Source organism: Streptomyces sp. NPDC090994 (assembly GCF_044768905.1).
GTDB lineage: Bacteria > Actinomycetota > Actinomycetes > Streptomycetales > Streptomycetaceae > Streptomyces.
Map to the genome: position 1 here is coordinate 376,632 of NZ_JBIVWS010000004.1, position 26,003 is coordinate 402,634.

Consider the following 26,003-nt stretch of genomic DNA (forward strand, 5'->3'; position numbering starts at 1 on the left):
TGGGAGGCCCGGCGCGGCCCTCTACGTACGGCGGGCTCTCCAGAACAGGTACGCCGCCGAGGCGAGGGCCGCTCCCCTGAGGACCCACGGCCAGGTCTGGGTGAGGGCCTCGTTCATGTGGCCCTCGGCGATCGGGTCGCCCCAGCGGCCCTCCGTGCGGCCCCAGAGCCAGACGACCCCGGCCGCCGCCACCAGGCCGGGCAGGCCCAGCACCGCCCACTTGGCCTGGGCCGGGGTGAGGCGGCGGGAGAGGAACGCGAGGACCCAGCCGAGGGCCAGCGGCAGCAGGTTGCCGAGGACCGCGCCGACGAGGAGGAGGGCGGCGGCGAGCAGGAGGAGGGGGTTGGGGCGGCTGCCCTCGGGGAAGAGGCGGCGGCGTCCGGCGGCCGGCTCCGCGCCGCCGCCCTTGCGGGGCCACCACGCCCGGCGTCCCTCGGGCGTCTCCGTGGCCCGCGCCTCGGTCTTCTCCGGTGCCGCCGCCGGCCGCTCCCGGGGCGGCGGGGGCTTGAGCAGGTCCGGGATCTCGATGCCGCCGACGAACCCGGGCACGCTGTCGCCGCCGCCGAACGGGCCGCTCTCCGTCCGCCACCAGTCGGGCCGCGGGGCAGTGGGGTCGCCCAGCTCGTGGGCTTGGGCCAGGTGCGGCGGGGTGGGCGCCTCGGCGGGGGCGGGCGGCGGGGCGGCCGGGCGGGGGCGCGGGACCACCCGGCGCAGACCCTTCGGGCGCTCCTTGGGGACCTGCTCGGGGCTCTGCTCGGGGTTCCGCCTGGCGCTCTGCTTGGGGCTCTGCTTGGGGCTCCGCTTGAGGCGCTCCCTGGGGCGCTCCTCGCGCGGGGTCTCGCCGTCCGGCTGGACGGGCACGGCGGGCGGCGGCTCCCAGGACGCGGTCCGGTGGTCGCCGCCGGCCGCCTCGACCACCTCGTCGGGGCTGCCGAGCCGGTCCAGGATGCGGCGGACGGCCGCCGGGGAGTCGACGACGGTCCGGGACCGGCGCTTGTCGATCTCGTTGCGCAGTTCGGCGACGAGCCGCATGCGCGTGGCCGACGGCAACTGCTGCTGCTGAGCCACGTCCCCGACGCGGCTCAGATACTCGTAGACGACCTGGTCGCTCTCGATCCCCACAACCCCTCCGGGGCGGTGCGTTGGTGATACCCCGTCGGTCGACCGTACCCGTTGTCGCGGTGCGAAATCGCCCCCACCGGCGGCGAAACCACCGGGAACAGGACGGGACGCGCCCCGGGCGGGCGTCCGGGAACGGCTCGGTGGGCCGGGGGCGACCCGCTACCGTGGGGCGGATGAGCACCGAGGAGAAGCCCGCTCCGCCCCGGTCCCTCGCGGAGGCCCTTCGCGGCAGGGACGACGTCTCCCTGGCCGCCCTCCTGCGCAGCCGCCCCGACCTCGTCACCCCCGTCCCCACCGACCTCACCCAGCTCGCCACCCGGGCGGGCACCCGTGCCTCGGTGGTGCGGGCGCTGGAGCGGCTGGACCGGTTCACGCTGCAGACGGCCGAGGCGCTGGCCGTGGCGGCCGATCCGGCGACGTACGAGGAACTGTCCGGGCTGATGGCCGGGGACGACGGCGACCCGGACGTCACCGCCGCGCTGCCGCACGCGCTGGAGGTGCTCCGGGAGCAGGCACTGGTGTGGGGCGGCGACGACCGGCTGCGGCTGGTACGGACCGCCCGGGAGCTGCTGGTGCCCTCGCCGCAGCATCCGTCACCGACCGGTCTGGGGCCGACGGTGCGGGAGGCCGCGGCGGGGATGTCGCCGGGGCGGCTGCAGGAGATCCTCGGCGCCGTGGGGCTGCCCTCGACGCACGATCCGGTCTCCGCGGTGGACGCGCTGACCGGGCTGTTCACCGACCGGGACGGGATGGCGGCGCTGCTCGCCGGTGCCCCGGCGGACTCGGTCCAGGTGCTGGAGCGGCTGGTGTGGGGGCCGCCGTACGGGCAGGTCACCCATGACCCGGCGCCCCATCTGCGCTGGCTCCTCGACCGGGGTCTGCTGCTGCCGGCCGCGCCGGGCACCGTCGTGCTGCCCCGCGAGGTCGCCCTGCGGCTGCGGTCCGGGCGGGCGCACCGGACGCCCGAGCCGCTGCCGCCGGCGGTGACGGCCGCGGCGACGTACCGCCCGCAGGTGGTGGACGGCGCCGCCGCCGGGCAGGCGCTGGGGGCGCTCGCCACCGTCGAGGAACTGCTGAAGGACTGGGACGAGGGCGGCCCGGCCGTGCTGCGGGCGGGCGGGCTGAGCGTGCGCGACCTGAAGCGGACGGCGGTCGCCCTGGACGTCCCCGAGCCGGTCGCCGCCTTCTGGATCGAACTGGCCTACGCGGCCGGGCTGCTGGCCTCCGACGGCGAGGCCGACGAGCGGTACGCGGCGACCCCGGCGTACGACGAGTGGCGGGAGCTGCCTCCGGCCGAGCGCTGGGCGCGGCTGGCCGAGGCGTGGCTGCTCGCGACCCGCACCAGCGGCCTGGTCGGCAGCCGGGACGCCAAGGACCGCGCCCTGTCGGCGCTGGGCGCGGGGCTCGACCGGTCGGCGGCGCCGGAGGTACGGCACCGGGTGCTGGCGCTGCTGGCCCAGTTGCCCGAGGGGGCCGCGCCGGACCCGGAGTCGGTGCTGGCCCGGCTGCGCTGGGAGCGTCCGCTGCGGGGGCCGCGGCGGGACGAACGGGCCGATCGGACCGAGGGTTCCACGGAGGACCTGCGGGCCCGGCTCGCCCGGTGGACGCTGGCCGAGGCGGAGCTGCTGGGGGTGACCGGGCGGGGGGCGCTGGCGGGGCCGGGGCGGGCGCTGATCGGAGCGCCCGCTCCCGAGCCGCAGCCGCAGCCGCACTCGCCGTCGCAGTCGCCGTCGCCGTCGCAGTCGCAGTCGCCGTCGCGTGCCGAGGAGCGCGGTGCCGGCGGGCCCGGTGACAAGCTTCCCGTCCACCACCTCCACCACCTCCACCACCTCCGGCACCGCACGCCGCCCCCGTCCGAGCCGCTGCCGCCCACCGAGCAGGCCGCCGCGACGGCCGCCGCCGCCCGGGTGCTCGCGCCGCTGCTGCCGGAGCCGCTGGACCACGTCCTGCTCCAGGCCGACCTGACGGCGGTGGCGCCCGGCCCGCTGCAACGGCCGCTCGCCGAACTGCTCGACGTGGTCGCGGACGTCGAGTCCAAGGGCGGGGCGACCGTCTACCGGTTCACGCCCGGTTCGGTACGCCGGGCCCTGGACTCCGGCCGGACCGCCGCCGACCTGCACTCCTTCCTCGCCCGGTACTCCCGTACGCCGGTGCCGCAGCCGCTGACGTACCTGATCGACGACGTGGCCCGCCGGCACGGGCGGCTGCGGGTCGGGGCGGCCTCCGCGTACGTCCGCTGCGACGACGACGCGACGCTGGACGAGATCCTCGCCGACAAACGGGCCGCGAACCTCGGGCTGCGGCGCCTGGCGCCGACCGTGCTGGCCGCGCGGACCGACCCGGCGGGGCTGCTGGAGGGGCTGCGCGCGATGGGGTTCGCGCCGGCCGCCGAGTCCGCCGGGGGCGATGTGCTGATCGCCCGCGCCGACGCCCGCCGCACCCCGCCGCGCACGGCGCCCGAGCCGGTCCCGGAGGGCCCGCCGGTGCCGGACGACGCGCTGCTGACGGCCGCGATCCGGGCCATCCGGGCCGGTGACCTGGCCGCCACCGCGCCGCGCAAGCCGGACGCCGGTACGACGCCGGCGGGCGGGGAGCCGCCCCGTACCGGTTCCGCCGAGACGCTGGCCACCGTGCAGGCGGCCGTGCTGACCGGCGAGGCGGTGTGGATCGGGTACGTGAACGCCGAGGGCGCCGCCAGCCAGCGGGTGATCGCCCCGGTACGGGTGGAGGGCGGGTTCGTGACGGCGTACGACCACACCGCGGACGAGGTCCGCACCTTCGCGCTGCACCGGATCACGGGGGTCGCCGAACTCGCCGACGACGCGGGATGACTCCCTCCCGTTTTACGGGGCCGGGCGCCCGGCCCCGTCCAGCTGCGCACTTTCGGGCGTACGCGGCGGTTCATGCGCGCCACGCCGGGGTTTTCCCACCCCGGAGGGAGCTTTTTTCATAAACCGCATCGGGCGGTTCCGGCTCGGGCAGCCACCGGGTGTCCTGAACCAGACCGAAAGGAAGTCCCGATGGGTGCCGTTCGTCGTATCGCCGCCGTCCTGACCACCACCGCCGCGCTCCTCACCGCGTTCGCCGCCGAGGCCGCCGCGGTCGGTATCGATCTGGGCGGCGGTCTCACCCTCTGACCCGTCCCGTCCCTCCCTCCGCGGGCCGGCCCCAACCCCTGGGCCGGCCCGCTCACCGCGCTCCGTACTCGACCCCGTCCGCTCCCGTGAAAGGCCGGAAGTCCATGGGTTCCAAGCTCCCCGTCTCCGTCCGTTCCACCGTCTCCGTCCGTTCCGCCGTCGCCGTCTCCCTCTCCGCCCTGGTCACCGCCGCCGCGCTGATCGCCGCGCTGGTCCCCGAGGCCGCCGCCCTGCCGCTCCCGCTGGCGGGCTCGGGCGGCCGGACGCTGGCCAACGGTGAGCTGATCTCCGTGGAGGGGCCGCTGGTGAACACCATCACTCTGCCCACGCTGCGGTAGCGCGGCGGGTGCGGTAGCTCTCCCCTTCGAGGCGCACCAGCTCGGCGTGGTGGACCAGGCGGTCCACCATCGCCGGGACGGACGGGCCGCCGAAGACCTCGTCCCAGCGGGCGGGCGGACGGTCCCCGGTCACGATCAGCGAGCCGTGTTCGTAGCGGTGGGCGACGAGCCGGAAGAAGAGGGACGTGGTCGCCGGGTCGAAGGGGGTGTAGCCGACCTCGTCGACGATCAGCACGGGGTAGGCGTCGAGGGCGGTCAGTTCCTCGGTGAGCCGGCCTGCCGTGCGGGCCTCGGTGAGCCGGGCGGCCCACTCGGCGGCGGTCGCGAACAGCACCCGGTGCCCGGCCTGGCAGGCGCGCACCCCGAGCCCGACGGCCAGGTGCGTCTTGCCGGTGCCGGGCGGGCCGGCGAACACCACGTTCTGCCGGGCGGTGACGAAGTCCAGTTTGCCGAGCCGGGCCACGGTCTCCCGGTCGAAGGCGAGGGGGTGGCTCTCGTCGAAGTCCTCCAGCAGCTTGCGCCCCGGGAAGCCGGCCTCCCCGATCCGGTCCTCGGCCCCGGCCGCCGCCCGCGCGGGCGGCACCTCGGCGGCCTGCCGCTGGGCCGGGAAGGGGGTGGGGGCGGAGACGAGGGCGGGAGCCGGGGGCGCGGAGACCTGGGCGAGGTGTGTGTCGGGCGACGGCATGTCCGCCGGGGGCCGCTCCTGTCGCCGTTCGGTCAGGTGCGCGCGTTCCGCCTGCCGGGCCATCGGGCCCGACATGTACGCCAGGATCGCCGCCGAGACGATGAACGCCATGTGGATGACCGTGCCCCACAGCAGCGCGTGCCGGGAGGTGTGGTGGACGTCCACGAACATCTGGAGCAGGTGGACGGAGGAAATGCCCACGATGGCGGTGGCCAGTTTCACCTTCAGCACATTGGAATTGACGTGCGACAGCCATTCCGGCTGATCCCGGTGGCCCTGGAGGCCGATACGCGAGACGAAGGTCTCGTAACCGCCGACGATGACCATGATCAGCAGATTGGCGATCATGACGACGTCGACCAGCTTGAGCACGGCGAGCATGACGTAGGTCTCGCTGGCCTGCCCGCTCACGCAGCGAAGGAGTAAGGCCCACAGTTCGTTGAAGAACTTGTAGACGTACACGCCCTGCGCGGCGACCAGGCCGAAATACAGGGGAGCCTGTAGCCAGCGGGTGGCGAAAAGGGCGTAGCCGAGCGTCGGCATCGGGGTGTTCTGCACAGGGGGCACGGTCGCCTATTTTCCTGGGCCGTCCGGGGGAAGGGGAATTCACACCACACGTTGGAATGAAAAGACATTCAGTAGGACGGGACGCCCGCCCGGCCCCGTGAACCCGTGGCCGCCCTCTCCGCCCGGGCCCACCGGCCCCTCGCGCACCCGGGCCGATCAGGCACACTGGACGTTTGGCCGATCCGTCCAGTCGCCGTCGGCCGTACGCGCGCGAAAGGGTGCCGCCCGTGAATGGTCCACTCATCGTCCAGTCCGACAAGACGCTGCTCCTGGAAGTCGACCACGAGCTGGCCGGCGACTGCCGTCGTGCCATCGCCCCCTTCGCCGAGCTGGAGCGGGCGCCGGAGCACATCCACACCTACCGGGTGACGCCGCTGGGCCTGTGGAACGCGCGGGCGGCGGGCCACGACGCCGAGCAGGTCGTCGACGCGCTCGTCGAGTACAGCCGCTACCCGGTGCCGCACGCGCTGCTCGTCGACATCGCCGAGACGATGGACCGCTACGGGCGCCTCACCCTGTCCAAGCACCCGGCGCACGGGCTGGTGCTGACCACCACCGACCGGCCGGTCCTGGAGGAGGTGCTGAAGTCGAAGCGGATCGCCCCGCTGGTCGGCAACCGCATCGACCCCGACACGGTCGCCGTGCACCCCTCCGAGCGCGGGCAGATCAAGCAGACGCTGCTGAAGCTGGGCTGGCCCGCCGAGGACCTCGCCGGGTACGTCGACGGCGAGGCGCACCCGATCGAGCTGGCCGAGGACGGCTGGGCGCTGCGCCCGTACCAGAAGCAGGCGGTGGAGAACTTCTGGCACGGCGGCAGCGGGGTCGTGGTGCTGCCCTGCGGCGCGGGGAAGACGCTGGTCGGCGCCGGTTCGATGGCGCAGGCGAAGTCGACGACGCTGATCCTGGTCACCAACACGGTCTCCGCCCGGCAGTGGAAGCACGAACTCGTCAAGCGGACGAGTCTGACCGAGGACGAGATCGGCGAGTACAGCGGGACGAAGAAGGAGATCCGGCCGGTCACCATCGCCACGTACCAGGTGTTGACGACCCGGCGGAAGGGTGTCTACCCGCACCTGGAGCTGTTCGACTCCCGGGACTGGGGGCTGATCGTCTATGACGAGGTGCACCTGCTGCCGGCGCCGGTCTTCAAGTTCACCGCCGACCTCCAGGCGCGGCGCCGCCTCGGCCTGACCGCGACCCTGGTCCGCGAGGACGGCCGCGAGTCGGACGTGTTCTCGCTGATCGGGCCGAAGCGGTTCGACGCCCCGTGGAAGGAGATCGAGGCGCAGGGGTACATCGCGCCCGCCGACTGCGTGGAGGTACGGGTCAACCTGACCGAGTCCGAGCGGCTGGCGTACGCGACCGCCGAGACGGAGGAGAAGTACCGCTTCTGCGCGACGACCGCGACCAAGCGGAAGGTGACCGAGGCGATCGTGCGCCGGTTCGCCGGGCAGCAGATCCTGGTCATCGGGCAGTACATCGACCAGCTGGACGAGCTGGGCGAGCACCTGGGCGCCCCGGTGATCAAGGGCGAGACGTCGAACGCGCAACGGGAGAAGCTGTTCGAGGCGTTCCGGCAGGGCGAGATCAACGTGCTGGTGGTGTCGAAGGTCGCGAACTTCTCCATCGACCTGCCGGAGGCGACGGTCGCCGTGCAGGTGTCGGGGACCTTCGGGTCGCGGCAGGAGGAGGCGCAGCGGCTGGGCCGGGTGCTCCGCCCGAAGGCCGACGGCCACCAGGCGCACTTCTACTCGGTGGTCGCCCGCGACACCCTCGACCAGGACTTCGCCGCCCACCGGCAGCGGTTCCTGGCGGAACAGGGATACGCGTACCGGATCATGGACGCGGACGAGCTGCTGGCGGGGGACTGAGCAGCGGGCGCCGCCCGGAGCAGGCCGGCGCTCACCGCCGGCGGCGGACGCCCGCCTCCTCGTCGTCGTACTCACCGAGGATCACGACGTCGAAGGCGGCGCCCGCGAAGGTCCTGGCGGCGCGCAGGGCGTAGGTCAGGCGGTGGACGGCGGCCGGGTGCGGGGCAGCGGACGTGCGGCCCGGTGCCGGGACTGTCGTCGGGGAGAGGGTTGCTGCGCTCATGTGTCCATGGTGCGGTGGCGGGCCGCCGGTGGCATCGGTCCTCCGGCCGAACCCCGCCGCCCGCCGCCTCCACCCTGCGACCCACCCGTCTCCTCCTCCCGTCCGTCTGCGGGAGGACCCGGCCCCTCCGGGGCGCAGGGGGTCTCTCTCAGGGGCGGTCCCCCAGGGGCGGTCCCCCTGGGGGCGGGAAATCCGTTGGCTCCCGACCTGAGCGCTCCTCTACAATCTCCGCTCTTCCCGCCTCCCTCACGGAGCGCCGCCGTCCGGACGGAAACCGGCCGGCATCCGCACCCACCACCCCAGGTCCGCCGGAGGCACCCCCTTGTCCACGCCCGTCCACGACGACCCCGCGTCCGACCCCCTGTCCGACCCCCTGTCCGACCCCGGGTCCGGCCCCCTCGCCCGGGAGCGCGCCCACCTGGCCGCGTCCCGTGCGGCCCTGCGCGCCATGCGGGCCGACGTCGAGTCCCTCGACATCAGCGACGTCACCGCGAACTGGGTCAACGCCGCCGTCCTGGAACGGCAGATCGAGGACCGCGTCAAGGCCCTGGCCGACCTCAGCGACACCCCGCTGTTCTTCGGCCGCCTCGACTACGCGCACGCGCCGGGGGCGGAGCGGGCCGAGGGGGCGGAAGGGGAGCGCTTCTACATCGGGCGGCGGCACGTCCACGACGCCGACGGCGACCCGATGGTCATCGACTGGCGGGCGCCCGTCTCGCAGCCGTTCTACCAGGCCTCCAAGAAGGACCCGAAGGACGTCGAACTGCGCCGCCGGTTCGGTTACACCGGCGGCGAGATCACCGCGTACGAGGACGAGCGGCTGACCGACCCGGCCGAGGCGGCGGCCACCAGCAAGCTGCTCCAGCGGGAGATCGAGCGGCCCCGCGTGGGTCCGATGCGGGACATCGTCGCCACCATCCAGCCGGAGCAGGACGAGATCGTGCGCGCCGGGCTGTCCGGCTCGGTCTGCGTGCAGGGCGGTCCCGGCACCGGGAAGACCGCCGTCGGCCTGCACCGGGTGGCGTACCTGCTGTACGCGCACCGCGAGCGGCTCGCCCGCACCGGCACCCTCGTCATCGGGCCGAACAGGTCCTTCCTGCACTACATCGAGCAGGTGCTGCCCGCGCTCGGCGAGCTGACCGTCCGGCAGGCCACCGTCGACGACCTGGTGGCCCACGTCGAGGTGCGCGGCACCGACGAGGCGGCGACGGCGGTGGTCAAGGGCGACGCGCGGATGGCGGAGGTGCTGCGCCGGGCGCTGTACTCGCACGTCTCGATGCCCGTCGAGCCGGTCGTCGTCGTGCGCGGCTCGCGGCGCTGGCGGGTGGCGGCGTACGAAGTGGAGGAGCTGGTACGGGAGTTGCTGGACCGGGACATCCGGTACGGGGCGGCCCGCGAGGCCCTGCCGCAGCGCATCGCGCACGCCGTGCTGGTGCAGATGGAGCGGGCCGGCGAGGCCCCGGACGACCGGGTGCAGAACGCGGTGGCGCGGAACGCGGCGGTCAAGGCGTGCGTGAAGGCGGTGTGGCCGGCCGTGGACCCGGCGAAGCTGGTGCTGCGGCTGCTGTCGGAGCCGGAGTTCCTCGCCGAACACGCCGAGGGGCTGCTCACGGAGGACGAGCGGAAGGCGGTGCTGTGGGCGAAGCCGGCCCGGTCGGTGAAGACCGCGAAGTGGTCGGCGGCGGACGCGGTGCTGATCGACGAGGCGGCGGATCTGATCGAGCGCACGCACTCCCTCGGGCACGTCGTCCTGGACGAGGCGCAGGACCTCTCCCCCATGCAGTACCGGGCGGTGGGCCGGCGCTGCACCACCGGTTCCGCGACCGTCCTCGGCGACCTGGCGCAGGGCACCACGCCGTGGGCGACCCGGAGCTGGCGGGAGGCGCTGGCCCACCTGGGCAAGGAGGGGGCGGTGGTGGAGGAGCTGACGGCCGGTTTCCGGGTGCCGACGGACGTGATCGCGTACGCCTCCCGGCTGCTGCCGCACATCGCGCCGGGGCTGACGCCGGTGGCGTCGGTCCGGGAGAACCCCGGCTTCTTCGAGGTCCGGGCGGCCGGCGGTACGGCCGACGTGGTAGCGGCCTGCCGCGAGCTGCTGCGCCGGGAGGGGTCGGTCGGGCTCATCGCCGCCGACGTCCGGGTCCCCGGGCTGGCGCGGGAGCTGACGGAGGCGGGCGTCGGACACCTCGCGCCGGGCGAGGAGACCACGGAGGGCGCCCGGCTGACCCTGGTCCCGGCCTCGCTGGCCAAGGGCCTGGAGTACGACTACGTGGTCCTCGACGAGCCGGGGGCGGTGGTGGACGGGGAGCCGGACGAGCGGACGGGGCTGCGGCGGCTGTACGTGTGCCTCACGCGGGCGGTGTCGGGGCTGATCGTGACGCATACGGGTCCGCTGCCGCAGCAACTCGCGGCGTAGCCGCGTAGCAGCGGGGGCGGCACGGGTGGGCGCGGCGGCCCCCGGCGAGCGCCGGGCCGCGCCCCCCACCCCCGCGGACGCCGGCGCGCGGGAGCCCACACTCAGTCCCCCAGCACCCGCCGCCACTGAGCGACCGCCTCCGCCGAGACCGGCCCGCCCCACCCGGAGGGCCGGGCCGCCCCGCCGATGTGGAACCCGTCGATCCCGGCGTCCAGCAGCCGCGGCACGTGGTCCAGCCGCAGCCCGCCCCCGACCAGGAGCTGCTGCTCGTAGCCGGGCTCGCCCTGCCGGCGCGCCTCGGCGACCAGCACGTCCCGCCCCTCGTCGACCCCGCCGGCCGCCCCGGCCGTCAGATACGTGTCCAGGCCGGGGAAGTCCGCGAGCCGCTTGCGCAGGGCGGCCCGGTCGGCGGCCCGGTCGATGGCGCGGTGGAACGTCCACCGGCACCCTTCGAGGACCGCCGCCAGCCGCTCCACCGCCGCCAGGTCCACGTCCCCGTCCGCGTCGAGGAACCCCAGCACGAACTGGTCGGCCCCCGCCTCCCGCAGCTCCCCCGCGACCCGCACCAGCCGCGCCACGTCCTCGGCGGACCCGGCGGCGAAGCCGTCCGCGAGCCGCAGCATCACGCGTACGTCGATGTCGACGGCGGCACGGACCGCGGCGACGGTCGCGGCCGACGGGGTGAGTCCGTCGGCCGCCATGTCGGTGACCAGTTCGAGGCGGTCCGCGCCTCCGGCCCGGGCGGCGACCGCGTCCTCGACGTCGAGGGCGATCACCTCCAGGACTGCACGCTTGCTCATGGGGCCCCATTCGTCGGCGTCCACCGGCGTCCACCGGCGCGGCTACAGGTCTAGTCCAATCACCGGACAGATTAGCGTCCCGAGCCCGCGCGCCCCCGGCGCACGGGCTCACCTCACCCGAAGATGACCAGTTCCCGCTCCTCCACCCCGGCCAGTTCGTAGGCCGCGCCGTCGACCGGCCGTCCCGCGTAGAGCCGTACGAGGGTCGCCGCGTCGCCGATGAAACGCCCCGGCGGGCGCGCGCCGCTCGCCTCCCCCAGCTTCAGCGGTTCGTCCGCGTCGTCCAGGTCGGCGTGGAGCGGCACATGGCCGACAGCGGCGGTGACCGAGGCGAGCAGCGCCAGGGCGTGCGGCAGCCCGCGCCCGGCGTACGCCCCCGGCTCCCCGAGGGCGACCCGCACATCGCCCGCGTGCACCCACTCCCCCAACGCGATCTTGTCCAGCGCCCCGCCGGCCCGCGCGATCACCGGCCCGGCGTCCGTCATGCCGCGCTCCAGCTCGTCGACGATCCGGGCGGACGGCCACTCGGCCCGCTCCGCGATGTCCCGCTCGTTCGCCTCGGGCGAGAAGACGCCCTCCTCGAAACGGTTCTCCACCACCCGGGCCAGCGCGGCCGAGCAGTGCGCCAGCACGTCCCGCACGCTCCAGCCGGGACACGCCGCCACCGGCAGCCCCCAGTCCTCGTCGGCCCGGGACCGCAGCAGCGGCACCAGCGCGTCCCGCTCGACGGCCAGCAGCCGGCCGGGCAGCTCGGGGTCGCGTACGTCGTGCACGTCAGCAGGTGTCGTCATGACGTCAACGCTAGGGGGGCTTCGGCGCCCGGTCACGGGAGAATGGGCACATGGCCGACCTCGACGACCTCCGCGCCCGCTGGCTGCGCGCCCTGCTCCCCGCGCGGGACGGCGCCTGCTTCCCCGAGCCGTACCGGTACGCCGACGCGCTGCTGCGCCGCTGGTCGGAGCCGCAGCGCCGCTACCACACCGTCGAGCACCTGACGGCGGTCCTGGACCACATCGACACGCTCCGGGAGTACGCCGACGACCTGGCCGCCGTACGCCTAGCCGCCTGGTTCCACGACGCGGTCTACCTGCCCGAACGCTCGACCAACGAAGAGCGGTCGGCGCGGCTCGCCGAGCGCGCCCTGCCCGAGGCCGGGGTCGGGCCGGAGGTGACCGCCGAGGTGGCCCGGCTCGTCCGGCTGACCGTCACCCACGACCCGGCCGGCGACGACCGGAACGGGCAGGTGCTGTGCGACGCCGACCTGGCGATCCTCGCCGCGCCGCCGTCGGCGTACGCCGCCTACACCGCGGCCGTCCGCCAGGAGTACCACTTCGTGCCGGACGACGCCTTCCGCACCGGCCGGGCGGCGGTCCTGCGCCAACTCCTCGGCCTGCCCCGGCTGTTCCGGACGCCGTACGGGCAGGGTGAGTGGGAGGCGACCGCCCGGTACAACCTCGCCGGAGAGCTGGAAATGCTGTCGCCGGACGGCTCCCCGGCCCCGTAGCCTGCCCGCCATGCGGAACACGGGCGAGCTGGGCGGGGAACAGGTGGAGGCGGCCGTCGCGGGCGCCGTGGCGGTGCTGGGCACGGTGGCGGACCGGGACTGGGAGGCGGTGCGGGCCGGGCGGCTGGAGTGGAGCTGCCGGGAGACAGCCACGCACATCGCGGAGGATCTCCTCGCCTACGCGGGCCAGTTGGCCGGGCGGGCCGCCGACGCGTACGTCCCCTTCGGGCTCGCCCTGGACGAGGGCACCGGCAACGAGGGCCTGCTCCACGTCGTCCGGACCACCGGCGCGCTGCTCGCCGCCACCGTCCGCACCACGCCCCGCGACGTCCGCGCCTTCCACCCGTACCCCTTCCGGGACGCGAACCGGGACGGTTTCGCCGCCATGGGGGTCGCCGAAGTCCTGCTGCACACCCACGACATCGCCACCGGCCTCGGCGTGGCGTACGAGCCGTCCGCCGAGTCGTGCGCGTACGTCCTGACGCGGATCTTCCCGCACGTGCGGCCCGGCACCGACGCCTGGCGCACGCTGCTGTGGGCCACCGGGCGGGGCGAGTTGCCCGGCCGGGCCCCGGTGACCGGGTGGAAGTGGTGCAACAACCTGGTGCTCCCGGCCGAGCGGCTCGTCCTGGAGGGCATCACCCCGGCCGCCGCGAACGACCTCGCCCTCGGCGGCGACGGCGGCTTCCCCTGGGCCGGGGGCGGGCCGGTCGACGGCACGCGCGAGGGCGCCGGGATGGTGGTGAAGGCGTACGAAGGGGGCGTGCACCGGCCCGAGTGGGGGATGTACGCGCTGGTGCGCCGCACGGACGGGCTTGCGGTCGGCGCGATGGGCTTCCACGGGGCGCCCGACGAGGACGGCCGGGTGGAGGTCGGCTACGACCTCGTCGAGGCGGCGCGCGGCCACGGCTACGCCACCGAGGCGCTGCGCGCGCTGTCGGGGTGGGCGCTGGCCCGGCCCGGGGTGCGCCGCGTCTTCGCCCGCACCGAGCCGGACAACCACGCCTCGCAGGCGGTGCTGGAGCGGGCCGGTTTCACCCGGGTGCCGACGGAGGACCCGGCGGACGCGGAACTGTTCGCCTACGAGCTGCGGGGCTGAGGCCGTCCGGGGCCGAGGCGTCCGGTGGTCACGGCCGGCCCCCGGCCGCCCGCGCGCCGCGCTTGGGGCGGCGCAGCCCCGCCCCGCGCAGCAGCCGCACCACCTCGCGGCTGCTCACCTCCAGCGCGCCGGCCCGTACGGCGTCCGCGTACCGGTGGGCGGGGAGGTCGTAGTGGTCGCGGTCGAAGGCCCGGCGGGGCACGTCCAGGCGGCTCGCGAAGGCGTGCAGTTCGTCGTAGGAGACGTCGCTGACCAGGTGGGACCACATCCGCCCGTGGCCGGGCCAGGTCGGCGGATCGACGTAGACGGTCACGAGGAGGTCCCCGGGCCGCCGAGGGCCGTGCCCAGCGAGCCCACCGCGGCGACCTTGACGCCCGCCTCGGAGCACACCCAGTGCGGGTCGGGGCCCAGCTCCGGCTCGACGTCCAGGGCGTGCGGGTCGCCGGTGCCGCACACCGGGCACAGCGGCCAGCGGCCGTACCGCTCCAGCAGCGCGTCCTGCACGTCCTGCGCGACCAGCCCCGCCACGAACGGGGCGCCGTCCGGCCACTGCTCGACCCACCAGCGCCGCTGCACGACGGACTCCTCCACGAGCGAGACGACGTCCGCCTCGGCGACCTCGCCGGCGACGAGGTCGGCGAGGACCAGGGCGCGGGCGGCGTGCAGCGCCTGTTCCAGGGGGCTGATGGGGTTCATGCACCCATTGTGCGCACTCTTGCCCCGGCACCGGAACGAAAATATCTTTCACCCATGACTGACGGGGTGAAAGAAACCGCCGGTGTGCCGACCGCGCGGTCCGTGCCGCCCGCGCCCGCCGCGCTCGCGGCCAAGGTGCGCACCCTGGCGCCGTCCATGACCCGTTCCATGCAGCGGGTCGCCGAGGCCGTCGCGCGGGACCCGGCGGGCTGCGCCGCGCTCACGGTCACCGGACTCGCGGAGCTGACCGGCACCAGCGAGGCGACCGTCGTACGCACCGCCCGCCTGCTCGGTTACCCCGGCTACCGCGACCTGCGGCTCGCCCTCGCCGGACTCGCCGCCGCGCAGCAGTCCGGGCGGGCGCCCGCCATCACCACCGACATCGCGGTGGACGACCCGATCGCCGACGTCGTCGCCAAGCTCGCCCTCGACGAGCAGCAGACCCTCGCGGACACGGCGGCCGGCCTGGACACCGCCCAGCTCGGCGCGGCGGTCACCGCGCTCGCCGCCGCCCGGCGCACCGACGTGTACGGCATCGGGGCGTCGGGGCTGGTCGCCCAGGACCTCACCCAGAAGCTGCTGCGCATAGGGCTGATAGCCCACGCGCACTCCGATCCGCACCTCGCCGTCACCAACGCGGTGCAGCTGCGCCCCGGGGACGTCGCCGTCGCCATCACGCACTCCGGTTCGACCGGGGACGTCATCGAGCCGCTGCGGGTCGCCTTCGAGCGCGGGGCGACGACGGTGGCGGTCACGGGACGGCCGGACGGGCCGGTGACGCAGTACGCCGATCACGTACTGACGACGTCCACGGCGCGGGAGAGCGAGCTGCGGCCGGCGGCGATGTCCTCCCGGACGGGGCAGTTGCTGGTGGTGGACTGTCTGTTCGTGGGGGTGGCGCAGCGGACGTACGAGGCGGCGGGGCCGGCGTTGTCGGCGTCTTACGAGGCGTTGGCCCACCGGCACGGGTCGGGGCGTCGCAGGGCTTGATCGTTGTGGGCGGCCGCGGGTTCGCCGTGGTTGCTCGCGCAGTTCCCCGCGCCCCTTTCGGGGGCGCCATCGGCACCGACCTTGAAAAGGGCTGTCTCTCCATGACCTCCACCCCCGACCTCCGTTCCCAGCTGGACTCCCTCTCCACCGAGGCGTTCCGGCCGGACCTCGCCGAGATCGACCGGCTGCCCACCCTCGACATCGCCCGGCTCATGAACGGCGAGGACGCCGGGGTCGCCGCCGCCGTCGCCGCGCGGCTGCCCGAGATCGCCGCCGCCGTCGACGCCGTCGCCGTACGGATGGAGCGCGGCGGGCGGCTCGTGTACGCGGGGGCCGGGACCGCCGGACGGCTCGGCGTGCTGGACGCCGCCGAGTGCCCGCCCACCTTCGACACGGCACCCGGGCAGGTCCTCGGCCTGATCGCGGGCGGACCGGACGCCCTGGTCACCTCCGTCGAGGGCGCCGAGGACTCCGCCGAGCTGGCCCGCGCCGACCTGGACGCGCTCGGCCTCACCCCCGACGACACGGTGGTCGGCGTCTCCGCCTCCGGCCGCACCCCGTACGCCGTCGGCGCCGTCGCGCACGCCCGCGCGCTCGGCGCGCTCACCGTCGGGCTCGCCTGCAACGAGGGCAGCGCGCTGGCCGCCGCCGCCGAGCACGGCATCGAGGTCGTCACCGGACCCGAGCTGATCGCCGGCTCCACCCGGCTGAAGGCGGGCACGGCCCAGAAGCTGGTCCTCAACATGCTGTCGACGATCACCATGATCCGGCTCGGCAAGACGTACGGGAACCTGATGGTCGACGTCCGCGCCTCCAACGAGAAGCTGCGCGCCCGGTCCCGGCGGATCGTCGCGCAGGCCACGGGCGCCGGGGACGAGGAGATCGAGCGGGCGCTGGACGCGGCCGGCGGCGAGGTCAAGCAGGCGGTGCTGATCCTGCTGGCGGGGGTGGACGGCCCGACGGCCGCCCGCCTTCTGGAGGACTCCGGCGGCCGGCTGCGCGCCGCGCTGGCCGCGACGGAGCGGTGAGCCGCAGGCTCGGGGGGTGCACAACGACCCCCGAGCCACCGCCACCGCCCTCCTCCCCCTGGTCGGCGGCCCCGCCAACGTCGTCTCCGTCGCCCACTGCGTGACCCGCCTGCGCCTGGTCCTGGCCGACCGGGCCCGGGTGCGGGACGCCGAACTGCGGGCGCTGCCCGGCGTCCTCGGCGTGGTGGAGGACGGGGAGGCGTACCAGGTGGTGCTGGGGCCGGGGGTGGTCGGGCGGGTGACGGAGGCGTTCGAGGCGCTGCTGCCGGGCGGGAGCGAGGGAGCGGGAACGGGAACGGGAACGGGAACGGGAACGGGCGAGGATGACACGGCCGACGCCCTCGCCCGGCGCGGCGCGGCGCTGAAGGCGCGGCAGCAGGAGCGCAACGCCACCCCGCTGAAACGGGGGCTGCGGCGCGTGGCGAACGTCTTCGTCCCGCTCATCCCGGCCCTGATCGGCTGCGGCATGCTCGCCGGCGCCGCCGGCCTCCTGCGCAACCTGCACTGGCTGCCCGGCCTCACCCCCGCCCTCACCGCCCTGTCCGCCGCCTTCATGGCGCTGATCGCGGTGTTCGTCGGCCACAACACGGCCCGCGAGTTCGGCGGCACCCCGGTGCTGGGCGGCGCGGTCGCCGCCGTCGTGGTCTATCCGGGCGTCGCCCAGGTCACCGCGTTCGGCGCCCCGCTCGCCCCCGGCCAGGGCGGGGTGCTCGGCGCGCTGGCGGCGGCGCTGCTCGGCACGTACGTCGAGAAGTGGTGCCGCGCCCGCCTCCCCGGCACCCTGGACGTCCTGCTCACCCCGACCCTGACTGTCCTGGTCGCGGGCCTGGCCACGCTGTACGTCCTGATGTACGCGGCCGGCGAGGTCGCGTCCGCCGTCGGCACGGCGGCGACCTGGCTGCTGACGACCACGGGTGTCCTGGCCGGCCTGCTCCTCGGCGGCCTCTTCCTCCCCCTGGTCATGCTCGGCCTGCACCAGGCCCTGATCCCCCTGCACACCACCCTCATCGACCAGCAGGGCCACACCGTGCTGCTGCCGCTGCTGGCCATGGCGGGCGCGGGCCAGGTCGGCGCGGCGGTCGCGGTCTACGTCCGGCTGCGCCACGACACGTCCCTGCGTACGACGATCAGGTCCGCGCTCCCGGCCGGCCTGCTCGGCGTCGGCGAACCCCTCATCTACGGCGTCTCCCTCCCCCTCGGCCGCCCCTTCCTGACGGCCTGCGTGGGCGGCGCGGCGGGCGGCGCGTTCGTCGGCCTGTTCGCGATGCTCGGCACCGAGGTCGGGGCGACGGCGATCGGCCCGTCCGGCTGGGCCCTGTTCCCGCTGCTCGCCGGGGACCGGGGGCTCGCGGTGGCGGCGGGGGTGTACGCGGGCGGGCTGGTGACGGGCTATGCGGCCGGCTTCCTGACGACGTACGCGTTCGGCTTCCCCCGCCGCACGGCCGAGGCGGGCCCGCCTCGGCCGGAGGTGGACCGGCCGGGGACGGGCGGACCGGCGCACGACGCCGCGCCGGAGCGCGGGGCGCGCTGACCCGTTGCCGCTGCCCGTCCGACCGCTGCCCGTCCGGCCCCCGTCCCCTGCCCTCGGGGAGCTACCGGGGCCGCCGCTTGGCCATCGCGTCGGACAGCATCTCCACGTGCGCCCTGACGATCTGCAGCGAACGGAGGCTCTCCTCCACCAGCCGCCTCTTGCCCTGGGAATCCAGCGTGCCCTCCTCCCACCCCGCGAAGGCGTCGGCCCGTTCCTGGACCATCGACCGCAGCGTGTCGAGCTGCCGGCGCGCGCTCGTCGCCACGGCCAGGAACTCCGCTACCTCGGGGTGGTCCGCCCGGCCGGGGTCGGACTCGATCGCCTTGATCTCGGCGTCCGCCTCCTGGTGCGCGGTCGTCAGCTCGTCGGCCAGGGCGACGAACCGCTGCCGGAGCCGCCGCCCGCTCGGCATGGACCCGCCCTCGTACGGCGCGTCCATGTCGTAGGGCACGCCGAAGTTCTGGGCGATGTCCATGACTTCGTGCAACGTGTGGTAGGCCAGGGTGGACGTGTGATCGTAGTGGACCCGCCAGAAGGAGAAGACGCCCCAGGCGACCGCGGCGATCTCTTCCTGTGACGCTCCGGCCGTCTGCGCCATCTTCATCATGCGGGCGGCCCGGAAGGACTGCCCCGCCCACACCGGCATGTTCTTGGCGCGGGCCAGCTTGGTGGTCTCACTGTCCTCGTTGCGCACGGAGGGCTGGCGGGCGGACACGCCCACCGGTGGTCTCCTCAGGGTGGTGTTGCCACGGTCCGAGGTGGTCCGCCGCTTCCCCTCGGCGTCGAAGCCGGCGGTGCTCTGCAGCTCCTGCCTGCTGGTTTCCGGCAGCCAGTCGGTGCCCTGGGTCGGCTCCCCGCGGTCGGCCCTCCCGAAGTACTCCTGGAGGTCGTGCAGCGTGATCAGCTTGTCCCGGAAGCCGAACTTCTCGGGGGTCTGCATCACCGCCAGGTAACCGCCGTTGCCCAGCAACGCGGGGCGCAGCCGCGTGCCCTTGAACTTGTCGCCGCCGAAGTACGTCGCATAGGTCCCGGGCAGGGTCCTGGTCAGCTCGCGCACCATTTTCTGCTCGTTCTCCTCCGTGAAGCGTCCCTGCCCGCGGCGCTCGTTCTTCTTGTCCTCGAAGTGGAGGTACAGACGCTTCAGCAGAACATCCAGGAAGACTTCGACCTCCCCCTCGTCCTGGATGGCCTGCGCCATCTCCTTCTCTTTCTTCCGGTTCCCCTTGGCGGCGACCCAGCCCATGAGGTGACGGGCCAGCTCCGCGTAGTCGTTCACCAGGATCTTGTGGTTCTTCGCCCCGAAGTCCGGATGGGCACCGACGTCCCGTTTGAGGGCCGGGTGGTAGCCCTTGTGCCCGACCGGGGAAACGATCGCCTTCTTCAGCTGGTCGACGATCGGGCCCTCCTGGTTCATGAACCGCTCGCGTTCCTCCGGCGACAAGTCCTTGTCGACCGCCTTCTTCAGGAACGCGTGCGCCTGACCCGACAGGTCGTCGACGACCGTCGAGTGCTGGTCCTCCTCCAGCTGCCGCGTCCTGCGCCGGTAGTGATCGGTGAAGTTCGTCTGTCCGACCACGAGCGTGCGCTGCACCGGGGCGCGGGTCCCGGGACCGCGGCCGACGGCGCGGGCGACGGCGGCGTTCCCGGCGAGGCGCTGCAGGGCCCGCACATCCGGCGTCCGCCGGTGCGGCGCGGGAACCGGCAGCCCGGTGCCGACGGGATGCTCTTCCCTCGGCCGGCCGCCTCCATGCTGGTGCATCGTGTGCCCTCTCCCCTGAGCAGGTGGCGTGCGCCTCCGCACGGCCCGCACCTTGCCTACTGGACCGCACACCCGGCGGGGAAGGGACTGCGGGGTAGTCCGCGTGCCCGTTCAGGCGGCCCCGCCCGCCGCCTACCATGGCCATGGCGTCCGCCCCGCGGACCTCCGCCGAACCGACCACGGACCACCCCCCGGACCGGAGCCATGAACCACGCCCAGCTCACCGCCCTCGGCCGTGCCCTGCGCCTGCTCGGTGAGCACGGCGAGGCCCTGACCACCGACACCCCCGACGCCAAGCTGCACGAGATGCGGGGCGATCTGCGCCGCGCCCTGGACCTGCTGGAGGAGAGCGCGTCGACGACGGCCCCCAGCACCCGCTGCCCCGAGCATCCGGGCGGGCCAGTGGACGAGGCCGCCCCCGACCTGTGCCTGCTGTGCGAGACCCGGCGCCGCTCCGCCCGCCGCGCCGAGTACGGGAGCGGCGGCCCCGCCCGCTCCCGTCCCGCCGAGCCGGTCCAGTCCCGCTACGGCCTGCGCGACGACCGCCCCCAGCCCCAGCAGCGCTGGCTCCCGGAGGCGTGGAACGGCCAGGCGTGGCAGCTGTGCGGCACCCCGCGCCGCGACCGCCGCGAGGCCGAGCTGTACCTCGCGGCGGAGCGCCGGGGCCCCCGCCCGGCCCTGGCGTACCGCCTCGTCCACGAGTTCACGGACTACGAGGTGCTGCGGGTGTGGGGGAACCCGGTGCGGAGGGACATCGAACCGATGCCGTGACCTTGCCGGTCACACGTGCAGCGGCAGCGCGCTGATGTCGTGCCCCTCCCACAGCCGCCGGGTCGTCTCCTCCGGGTAGGGGACGACGGCGGGCTCGGTGTCGAGGACCTGCACGAGCCGCCGTCCGGTGTCGTACGCGGGCCAGCCCGGGTCGCCGGTCCGGGCGAACGCGGTCCAGGACGCCCGGAAGCGGGCGGACAGCGCCAGCGCCACCTCGTCGGGCTCCGCCCCGGCGAAGAGCAGCGCGCCCAGGTCCGCGTCGAACGTGCCGAAGAGCAGCGGCAGGTCCAGCGCGTGGCAGGCGCCGAGCCCGCCGCCGTTGCCCGGCGCCGGCCAGGTCAGCTCGTAGGCGTGCGCCCGGCCGCCGCCCGCCAGGTGGGCCTCGGCCAGCCTCATCGTCGGCACGGCGAACAGCCAGTCCGTCTGCACCTTCTCGTACAGCTCCCCGGCGCCCGCGTCCGGGAAGGCGGCCCGGTACGCGGCCTCTCCCCCGGGGCCCGGCGCGTACATCCGCAGCGCGGACGCCGCCCGCTCCTCCCCGATCGTCCCGAGCTGACCGCCCATGGCGACGAAGAGCCGGAACTCGTCGCGGTTGTGCCCGACGACCAGGTCCACGTCCCGCGACGCCCCGTCGGCCAGCGCCCGCCAGGGCAGGACCGGCAGGACGTCGCCGTCCACGACGGGCGAGTACGGCGTCACCGTCGGCGCGGCCTGCCCCCAGCGGCCGGTGTACCCGGGCATCTTCGCGGCCAGCGTCTGCCCGGCCCGGACCAGCCGGTCGGGGTCCACGGTCGCGAGGTCGGCGGCGGTCGGGCGCAGCCCCGCCTCGGCGGCGAGGGCGGCGCCGATGTCCCGGGCCAGTTCGTCGGAGAAGAACGTGCCCGGCACGCTCTGCGCGATCGCCCGCCGGAACAGTCCGCCCGCCCTCGGCATGGCCAGCAGCGCGGCGATCGAACCGGCGCCCGCCGACTCCCCGAAGACGGTGACCTGATCCGGGTCCCCGCCGAATCCCTCGATGTTGTCCCGGACCCACTCCAGCGCGGCCACCTGGTCGAGCAGCCCCCGGTTGGCGGGCGCGCCGTCGATCCGGGCGAACCCTTCCATCCCCACCCGGTAGTTGAAGGTGACGACGACCAGGTCGCCGTCGGCGGCTATCCGGCGGGCGTCGTAACCGGGGCTGCCGCCGTGCCCGAGCTTGTAGGCGCCGCCGTGGATCCACACCATCACCGGACGGCGGGCGGCCGGATCGGCGTCGGGCGTCCAGACGTTGACCGTCAGCCAGTCACCGTCGCCCGACCCGGCCGCCGCCTGGCCCGGGACCAGCAGGTCCTGCGGGGGCGGCGGACCGAAGGCGTACGCCTCCCGGACGCCGTCCCACGCCTCGGCCGGGCGCGGCGCGGCGAACCGCGCCTCTCCGACCGGCGGCGCGGCGAACGGGATGCCGCGGAAGACGGTGAGACCGTCCTCCCGGCGCCCGCGCACCGCGCCGCCCGCGGTGCCCACCACGAGCCCGCTGCCCCCGTTGACTCCGCTGCCCCCGCTGACCTGCGTGTCCGTCATCGACCCCTCCTGACTGGTTACCGTCGGCCGTACGCCAGTCGGTGATCTCACGGACCCTACGCCCCGGCGGGCGCCCCGCCCGGCCCAGGGCACCGGCTCGGGGCACCGGCTCAGCTCAGGGTCTTCAGCGCCGCCGGGTCGAACGGGGCCAGCTCGTCGAAGCGGCCGGACAGCACCTTCTCGGCCCACCGCGGGTCCTGGAGCAGCGCCCGGCCGACGGCGACCAGGTCGAACTCGTCGCGCTCCAGCCGGTCCAGCAGCTCGTCGAGGCCCTTGACCGCCGCGCCCTCGCCCGCGAACGCCTTGCCGAACTCGCCGTCGAGCCCCACCGAGCCGACGGTGATGACGGGCTTGCCGGTCAGCTTCTTCGTCCAGCCCGCCAGGTTGAGGTCGGAGCCGTCGAACTCCGGCAGCCAGTAGCGCCGCGTGGACGCGTGGAAGGCGTCGACACCGGCGGCGGCGAGCGGCGCGAGGATCGCGTCCAGCTCCTCGGGGGTCCGGGCGAGACGGGCGTCGTAGTTGTCCGACTTCCACTGCGAGAACCGGAAGATGACGGGGAACCGCGCCGAGACCCGCTCCCGCACCGCCGCCACGATCTCCGCGGCGAACTTCGTACGGGCCACCGGGTCCCCGCCGTAGGCGTCGGTACGGCGGTTGGTGCCCTCCCACAGGAACTGGTCGACGAGGTAGCCGTGCGCGCCGTGGATCTCGACCCCGTGGAACCCGATGCGCTCGGCGTCGGCGGCGGCCTGCGCGAACGCGGCGACCACGTCGTCGATGTCCTGCTGCGTCATCGCCTTGCCGGTGACCTCGTCCGCCCCGAGCCGCAGCCCGGACGGCCCGACGGCCGGGGCGTCGGCGAACGGCGGCTCCCCGTCGTTGCGCACCATCCCGATGTGCCACAGCTGCGGCACGATCGCGCCGCCCGCCGCGCGCACCGCCTCGGCGACCTTCGCCCACCCGGCCAGCTGCTCCTCCCCGTGGAACCGCGGCACGCTGTCGCTCTGCCCGGCGGAGGGGTGACCGACGTACGTCCCCTCCGTGACGATCAGTCCGACGCCGGCGGCGGCGCGTCGGGCGTAGTACGACACCACGTCCTCGCCCGGGACACCGCCCGGCGAGAACATCCGGGTCATGGGCGCCATCGCGATGCGGTTCGGCACGGTCAGGCCGTTGATGGTGGTGGGCCGGGAGAGGATCTCGGCGGCGCGGGAGGCGGCGTCGGTCACGGGGGGCTCCTTGGCGTGAGGGGGGAACCGGACGGTATGTGCACACGCATACAACACGCGGCCCTCCGCACAACCCGTCTCTCCGCTCACGGCATTCCTGCCGCCTCCGCTCCGTGACCCGGCTCACAGTGGCCGCCGGGGCCAGGGAAAAACGCCCGAGGGCGGCACCCCCTGTCGGAACAACAGGGGGTGCCGCCCTCGGCACGAAGGACGCTCGATCAACCCTCGGGGTCGATCAGAAGTCCATGTCACCGCCCGGCATGCCGCCGCCGGCCGGGGCGGCGCCCGCCTTCTCCGGCTTGTCGGCGATGACGGCCTCGGTGGTGAGGAACAGCGCGGCGATGGAGGCGGCGTTCTGCAGGGCAGAGCGGGTCACCTTCGCCGGGTCGATGATGCCCTCGGCGATCATGTCGACGTACTCACCGGTCGCGGCGTTCAGGCCGTGGCCGACGGTGAGGTTGCGGACCTTCTCCACGACGACGCCGCCCTCGAGACCACCGTTGACGGCGATCTGCTTCAGCGGGGCCTCCAGCGCGAGCTTCACGGCGTTGGCGCCGGTCGCCTCGTCGCCGTCCAGCTCCAGCTTCTCGAAGACCTGGGAGGCCTGGAGCAGGGCCACGCCACCACCGGCGACGATGCCCTCCTCGACGGCCGCCTTGGCGTTGCGCACGGCGTCCTCGATGCGGTGCTTGCGCTCCTTGAGCTCCACCTCGGTGGCGGCACCGGCCTTGATGACCGCGACGCCGCCCGCGAGCTTGGCCAGGCGCTCCTGGAGCTTCTCGCGGTCGTAGTCCGAGTCGCTGTTCTCGATCTCGGCGCGGATTTGGTTGACCCGGCCGGCGACCTGGTCGGCGGAGCCGGAGCCGTCGACGATGGTGGTCTCGTCCTTGGTGATGACGACCTTGCGGGCGCGGCCCAGGAGGTCCAGGGTCGCGTTCTCCAGCTTGAGGCCGACCTCCTCGGAGATGACCTCGCCGCCCGTGAGGATGGCGATGTCGCCGAGCATGGCCTTGCGGCGGTCGCCGAAGCCCGGGGCCTTGACGGCGACGGACTTGAAGGTGCCGCGGATCTTGTTGACGACCAGGGTCGACAGGGCCTCGCCCTCGACGTCCTCGGCGATGATCAGCAGCGGCTTGCCCGACTGCATGACCTTCTCCAGGAGCGGGAGCAGGTCCTTGACGTTGGAGATCTTGGAGTTGGCGATCAGGATGTACGGGTCGTCGAGGACGGCCTCCATACGCTCCATGTCGGTGGCGAAGTACGCCGAGATGTAGCCCTTGTCGAAGCGCATACCCTCGGTGAGCTCCAGCTCCAGACCGAAGGTCTGGGACTCCTCGACGGTGATGACGCCTTCCTTGCCGACCTTGTCCATGGCCTCGGCGATCAGCTCGCCGATCTGGGTGTCGGCGGCGGAGATGGAGGCCGTGGAGGCGATCTGCTCCTTGGTCTCGACGTCCTTCGCCTGCTCCAGGAGGGCGGCGGAGACGGCCTCGACGGCCTTCTCGATACCGCGCTTCAGAGCCATCGGGTTGGCGCCGGCCGCCACGTTGCGCAGACCCTCGCGCACCAGGGCCTGGGCGAGAACGGTCGCGGTGGTCGTACCGTCACCGGCGACGTCGTCCGTCTTCTTGGCGACTTCCTTGACCAGCTCGGCGCCGATCTTCTCGTACGGGTCCTCGAGCTCGATCTCCTTGGCGATGGAGACACCATCGTTGGTGATCGTGGGGGCGCCCCACTTCTTCTCGAGGACGACGTTGCGGCCCTTGGGGCCGAGCGTCACCTTGACGGCGTCCGCGAGCTGGTTCATGCCGCGCTCGAGGCCGCGCCGCGCCTCCTCGTCGAACGCGATGATCTTGGCCATGTGAAGTGGTCCCTCCAGGACTGGGGGTGATTCCTTCGGACCGCGCCCGCGCCCGCGACGGACGGCTCGCCGGCCTCGTGGTTCCTTCCCCACGGCGGCCCGCGGGCCTCACCGACCCGGTCCTTCGTTGTCACTCTCACCTTCAGAGTGCTAACGCAATGATTAGCACTCGACCCCTGCGAGTGCAAGCGCCTCCCCCGGATCGGGGGCGGCGCTCAGCCGCCCGCGAACACGGCCCGGGCACGCTCCGGACAGGGCCGGGCAGGGGCCGGGCAGGGGTCGGACATGCCGGAGGGCCCGCGCCTCGGTGAGACGCGGGCCCTCCGGAGAAGACCTTCGCTGCGGTGGTCGCGCGTATCAGGCAGTGACGCGGACCATGTCGGCCTGCGGGCCCTTCTGGCCCTGCGAGATCTCGAACTCGACCCGCTGGCCTTCTTCAAGGGTGCGGTAGCCGTCCATCTGGATCGCGCTGTAGTGGACGAAAACATCCGCACCACCGTCGACCGCGATGAAGCCGTACCCCTTCTCCGCGTTGAACCACTTGACGGTGCCCTGAGCCATGCCTAACTCCCCTATTACTGGCCCTTGCACAGACCCGCACTTCGCGGACCCGGGTCAGACCTCGCCCCCGAAAGGCTCTGGAGGCGTGCGCCGGAACGCGTCGACCGCGGCCGAATGTATCTGTCCAACTGCCCTCTGCAACAGGTCAATTGGACGAGAAATCTGGACGGGAGCGGTCCGGAATATGGCGAGAAATCGCAGGAATCCGGGGCAAGTCGGGCCACGCAAAGGCCACAAAAGCCGCAAAGTACGCCC

22 protein-coding genes are annotated in these 26,003 nt (G+C 74.2%); 10 read left to right on the forward strand and 12 right to left on the reverse strand.

From position 1 onward, the window contains the following. Positions 1-21: 21 nt before the first annotated feature. Positions 22-1,122, reverse strand: a complete 1,101-nt coding sequence (locus tag ACIQR3_RS11890; protein WP_403537491.1) for a hypothetical protein — start codon at positions 1,120-1,122, stop codon at positions 22-24. A gap of 173 nt (positions 1,123-1,295) precedes the next feature. On the opposite strand from ACIQR3_RS11890, the gene ACIQR3_RS11895 reads away from it, so the two are divergent. Then, the gene (locus ACIQR3_RS11895) at positions 1,296-3,953 is read left to right on the forward strand and encodes a helicase-associated domain-containing protein (RefSeq protein ID WP_403537492.1); all 2,658 of its coding nucleotides are present in this window, start codon (positions 1,296-1,298) and stop codon (positions 3,951-3,953) included. A gap of 410 nt (positions 3,954-4,363) precedes the next feature. Then, positions 4,364-4,597, forward strand: coding sequence for a hypothetical protein (locus tag ACIQR3_RS11900; RefSeq protein ID WP_403537493.1), 234 nt, complete (start codon positions 4,364-4,366; stop codon positions 4,595-4,597). On the opposite strand, the gene istB is transcribed toward ACIQR3_RS11900, so the two are convergent. After that, positions 4,575-5,825: an IS21-like element helper ATPase IstB gene (istB, locus tag ACIQR3_RS11905; protein WP_403537802.1), complete on the reverse strand. Its 1,251-nt coding sequence runs from the start codon at positions 5,823-5,825 to the stop codon at positions 4,575-4,577. The genes ACIQR3_RS11900 and istB overlap by 23 nt on opposite strands. A gap of 251 nt (positions 5,826-6,076) precedes the next feature. Between istB and ACIQR3_RS11910 the strand changes: the two genes are divergently transcribed. Next, positions 6,077-7,720, forward strand: coding sequence for a DNA repair helicase XPB (locus tag ACIQR3_RS11910; protein WP_403537495.1), 1,644 nt, complete (start codon positions 6,077-6,079; stop codon positions 7,718-7,720). Positions 7,721-7,751: 31 nt separating this feature from the next. Here ACIQR3_RS11910 and ACIQR3_RS11915 read toward each other — a convergent pair whose 3' ends face one another. After that, positions 7,752-7,943 carry a hypothetical protein gene (locus tag ACIQR3_RS11915; protein ID WP_403537497.1) on the reverse strand — a complete coding sequence of 64 codons (192 nt, stop codon included), beginning with the start codon at positions 7,941-7,943 and terminating at the stop codon, positions 7,752-7,754. 373 nt (positions 7,944-8,316) lie between these two features. Here ACIQR3_RS11915 and ACIQR3_RS11920 point away from each other — a divergent pair, with 373 nt between their 5' ends. Beyond that, the gene (locus tag ACIQR3_RS11920) at positions 8,317-10,359 is read left to right on the forward strand and encodes a HelD family protein (RefSeq protein WP_403537804.1); all 2,043 of its coding nucleotides are present in this window, start codon (positions 8,317-8,319) and stop codon (positions 10,357-10,359) included. Between the two features lie 101 nt (positions 10,360-10,460). On the opposite strand, the gene ACIQR3_RS11925 is transcribed toward ACIQR3_RS11920, so the two are convergent. Continuing rightward, entirely contained in the window at positions 10,461-11,159 is a 699-nt protein-coding gene (locus tag ACIQR3_RS11925) for a copper homeostasis protein CutC (protein ID WP_403537499.1), read from the reverse strand. 113 nt (positions 11,160-11,272) lie between these two features. Beyond that, a complete protein-coding gene (locus ACIQR3_RS11930; protein ID WP_403537501.1) occupies positions 11,273-11,950 on the reverse strand; it encodes a maleylpyruvate isomerase family mycothiol-dependent enzyme in 678 nt (225 codons plus the stop codon). A 50-nt stretch (positions 11,951-12,000) separates the two neighbouring features. Here ACIQR3_RS11930 and ACIQR3_RS11935 point away from each other — a divergent pair, with 50 nt between their 5' ends. Beyond that, positions 12,001-12,663, forward strand: coding sequence for a hypothetical protein (locus ACIQR3_RS11935; protein WP_403537503.1), 663 nt, complete (start codon positions 12,001-12,003; stop codon positions 12,661-12,663). Between the two features lie 43 nt (positions 12,664-12,706). Further along, positions 12,707-13,762: a GNAT family N-acetyltransferase gene (locus ACIQR3_RS11940; RefSeq protein ID WP_403537805.1), complete on the forward strand. Its 1,056-nt coding sequence runs from the start codon at positions 12,707-12,709 to the stop codon at positions 13,760-13,762. Positions 13,763-13,790: 28 nt separating this feature from the next. Here ACIQR3_RS11940 and ACIQR3_RS11945 read toward each other — a convergent pair whose 3' ends face one another. Further along, on the reverse strand, positions 13,791-14,075 hold the full coding sequence (locus ACIQR3_RS11945; protein WP_403537504.1) for a DUF4031 domain-containing protein: 285 nt from the start codon (positions 14,073-14,075) through the stop codon (positions 13,791-13,793). Next, complete coding sequence (locus ACIQR3_RS11950; protein ID WP_403537506.1) at positions 14,072-14,458, reverse strand: hypothetical protein; 387 nt, start codon at positions 14,456-14,458, stop codon at positions 14,072-14,074. Before ACIQR3_RS11950 ends, ACIQR3_RS11945 begins: the two co-directional genes overlap by 4 nt. Positions 14,459-14,512: 54 nt before the next feature. Here ACIQR3_RS11950 and ACIQR3_RS11955 point away from each other — a divergent pair, with 54 nt between their 5' ends. The 3 genes from ACIQR3_RS11955 (at position 14,513) to ACIQR3_RS11965 (ending at position 18,007) form a co-directional block, all read left to right on the forward strand. Next, positions 14,513-15,448 carry a MurR/RpiR family transcriptional regulator gene (locus ACIQR3_RS11955; RefSeq protein ID WP_403537507.1) on the forward strand — a complete coding sequence of 312 codons (936 nt, stop codon included), beginning with the start codon at positions 14,513-14,515 and terminating at the stop codon, positions 15,446-15,448. A gap of 101 nt (positions 15,449-15,549) precedes the next feature. Next, the gene (gene murQ, locus ACIQR3_RS11960; RefSeq protein ID WP_403537508.1) at positions 15,550-16,476 is read left to right on the forward strand and encodes an N-acetylmuramic acid 6-phosphate etherase; all 927 of its coding nucleotides are present in this window, start codon (positions 15,550-15,552) and stop codon (positions 16,474-16,476) included. A 16-nt stretch (positions 16,477-16,492) separates the two neighbouring features. Continuing rightward, positions 16,493-18,007 (forward strand): PTS transporter subunit EIIC, encoded by a 1,515-nt coding sequence (locus ACIQR3_RS11965; RefSeq protein ID WP_403537509.1) that lies wholly within the window; start codon positions 16,493-16,495, stop codon positions 18,005-18,007. Positions 18,008-18,068: 61 nt separating this feature from the next. Here ACIQR3_RS11965 and ACIQR3_RS11970 read toward each other — a convergent pair whose 3' ends face one another. Continuing rightward, positions 18,069-19,766 carry a hypothetical protein gene (locus ACIQR3_RS11970; protein ID WP_403537510.1) on the reverse strand — a complete coding sequence of 566 codons (1,698 nt, stop codon included), beginning with the start codon at positions 19,764-19,766 and terminating at the stop codon, positions 18,069-18,071. Between the two features lie 204 nt (positions 19,767-19,970). Here ACIQR3_RS11970 and ACIQR3_RS11975 point away from each other — a divergent pair, with 204 nt between their 5' ends. Then, on the forward strand, positions 19,971-20,537 hold the full coding sequence (locus tag ACIQR3_RS11975) for a hypothetical protein (protein WP_403537512.1): 567 nt from the start codon (positions 19,971-19,973) through the stop codon (positions 20,535-20,537). Positions 20,538-20,546: 9 nt separating this feature from the next. Here the strand turns inward: ACIQR3_RS11975 and ACIQR3_RS11980 are convergent, their stop codons facing one another. The 4 genes from ACIQR3_RS11980 to ACIQR3_RS11995 form a co-directional block, all read right to left on the reverse strand. Further along, positions 20,547-22,097: a carboxylesterase/lipase family protein gene (locus ACIQR3_RS11980; protein ID WP_403537514.1), complete on the reverse strand. Its 1,551-nt coding sequence runs from the start codon at positions 22,095-22,097 to the stop codon at positions 20,547-20,549. Positions 22,098-22,207: 110 nt separating this feature from the next. Continuing rightward, a complete protein-coding gene (locus tag ACIQR3_RS11985; RefSeq protein ID WP_403537515.1) occupies positions 22,208-23,326 on the reverse strand; it encodes an NADH:flavin oxidoreductase in 1,119 nt (372 codons plus the stop codon). 235 nt (positions 23,327-23,561) lie between these two features. Then, positions 23,562-25,187, reverse strand: a complete 1,626-nt coding sequence (gene groL / locus ACIQR3_RS11990) for a chaperonin GroEL (RefSeq protein WP_215170198.1) — start codon at positions 25,185-25,187, stop codon at positions 23,562-23,564. Positions 25,188-25,544: 357 nt separating this feature from the next. Next, positions 25,545-25,748 carry a cold-shock protein gene (locus tag ACIQR3_RS11995; RefSeq protein ID WP_004986573.1) on the reverse strand — a complete coding sequence of 68 codons (204 nt, stop codon included), beginning with the start codon at positions 25,746-25,748 and terminating at the stop codon, positions 25,545-25,547. Positions 25,749-26,003 lie beyond the last annotated feature (255 nt).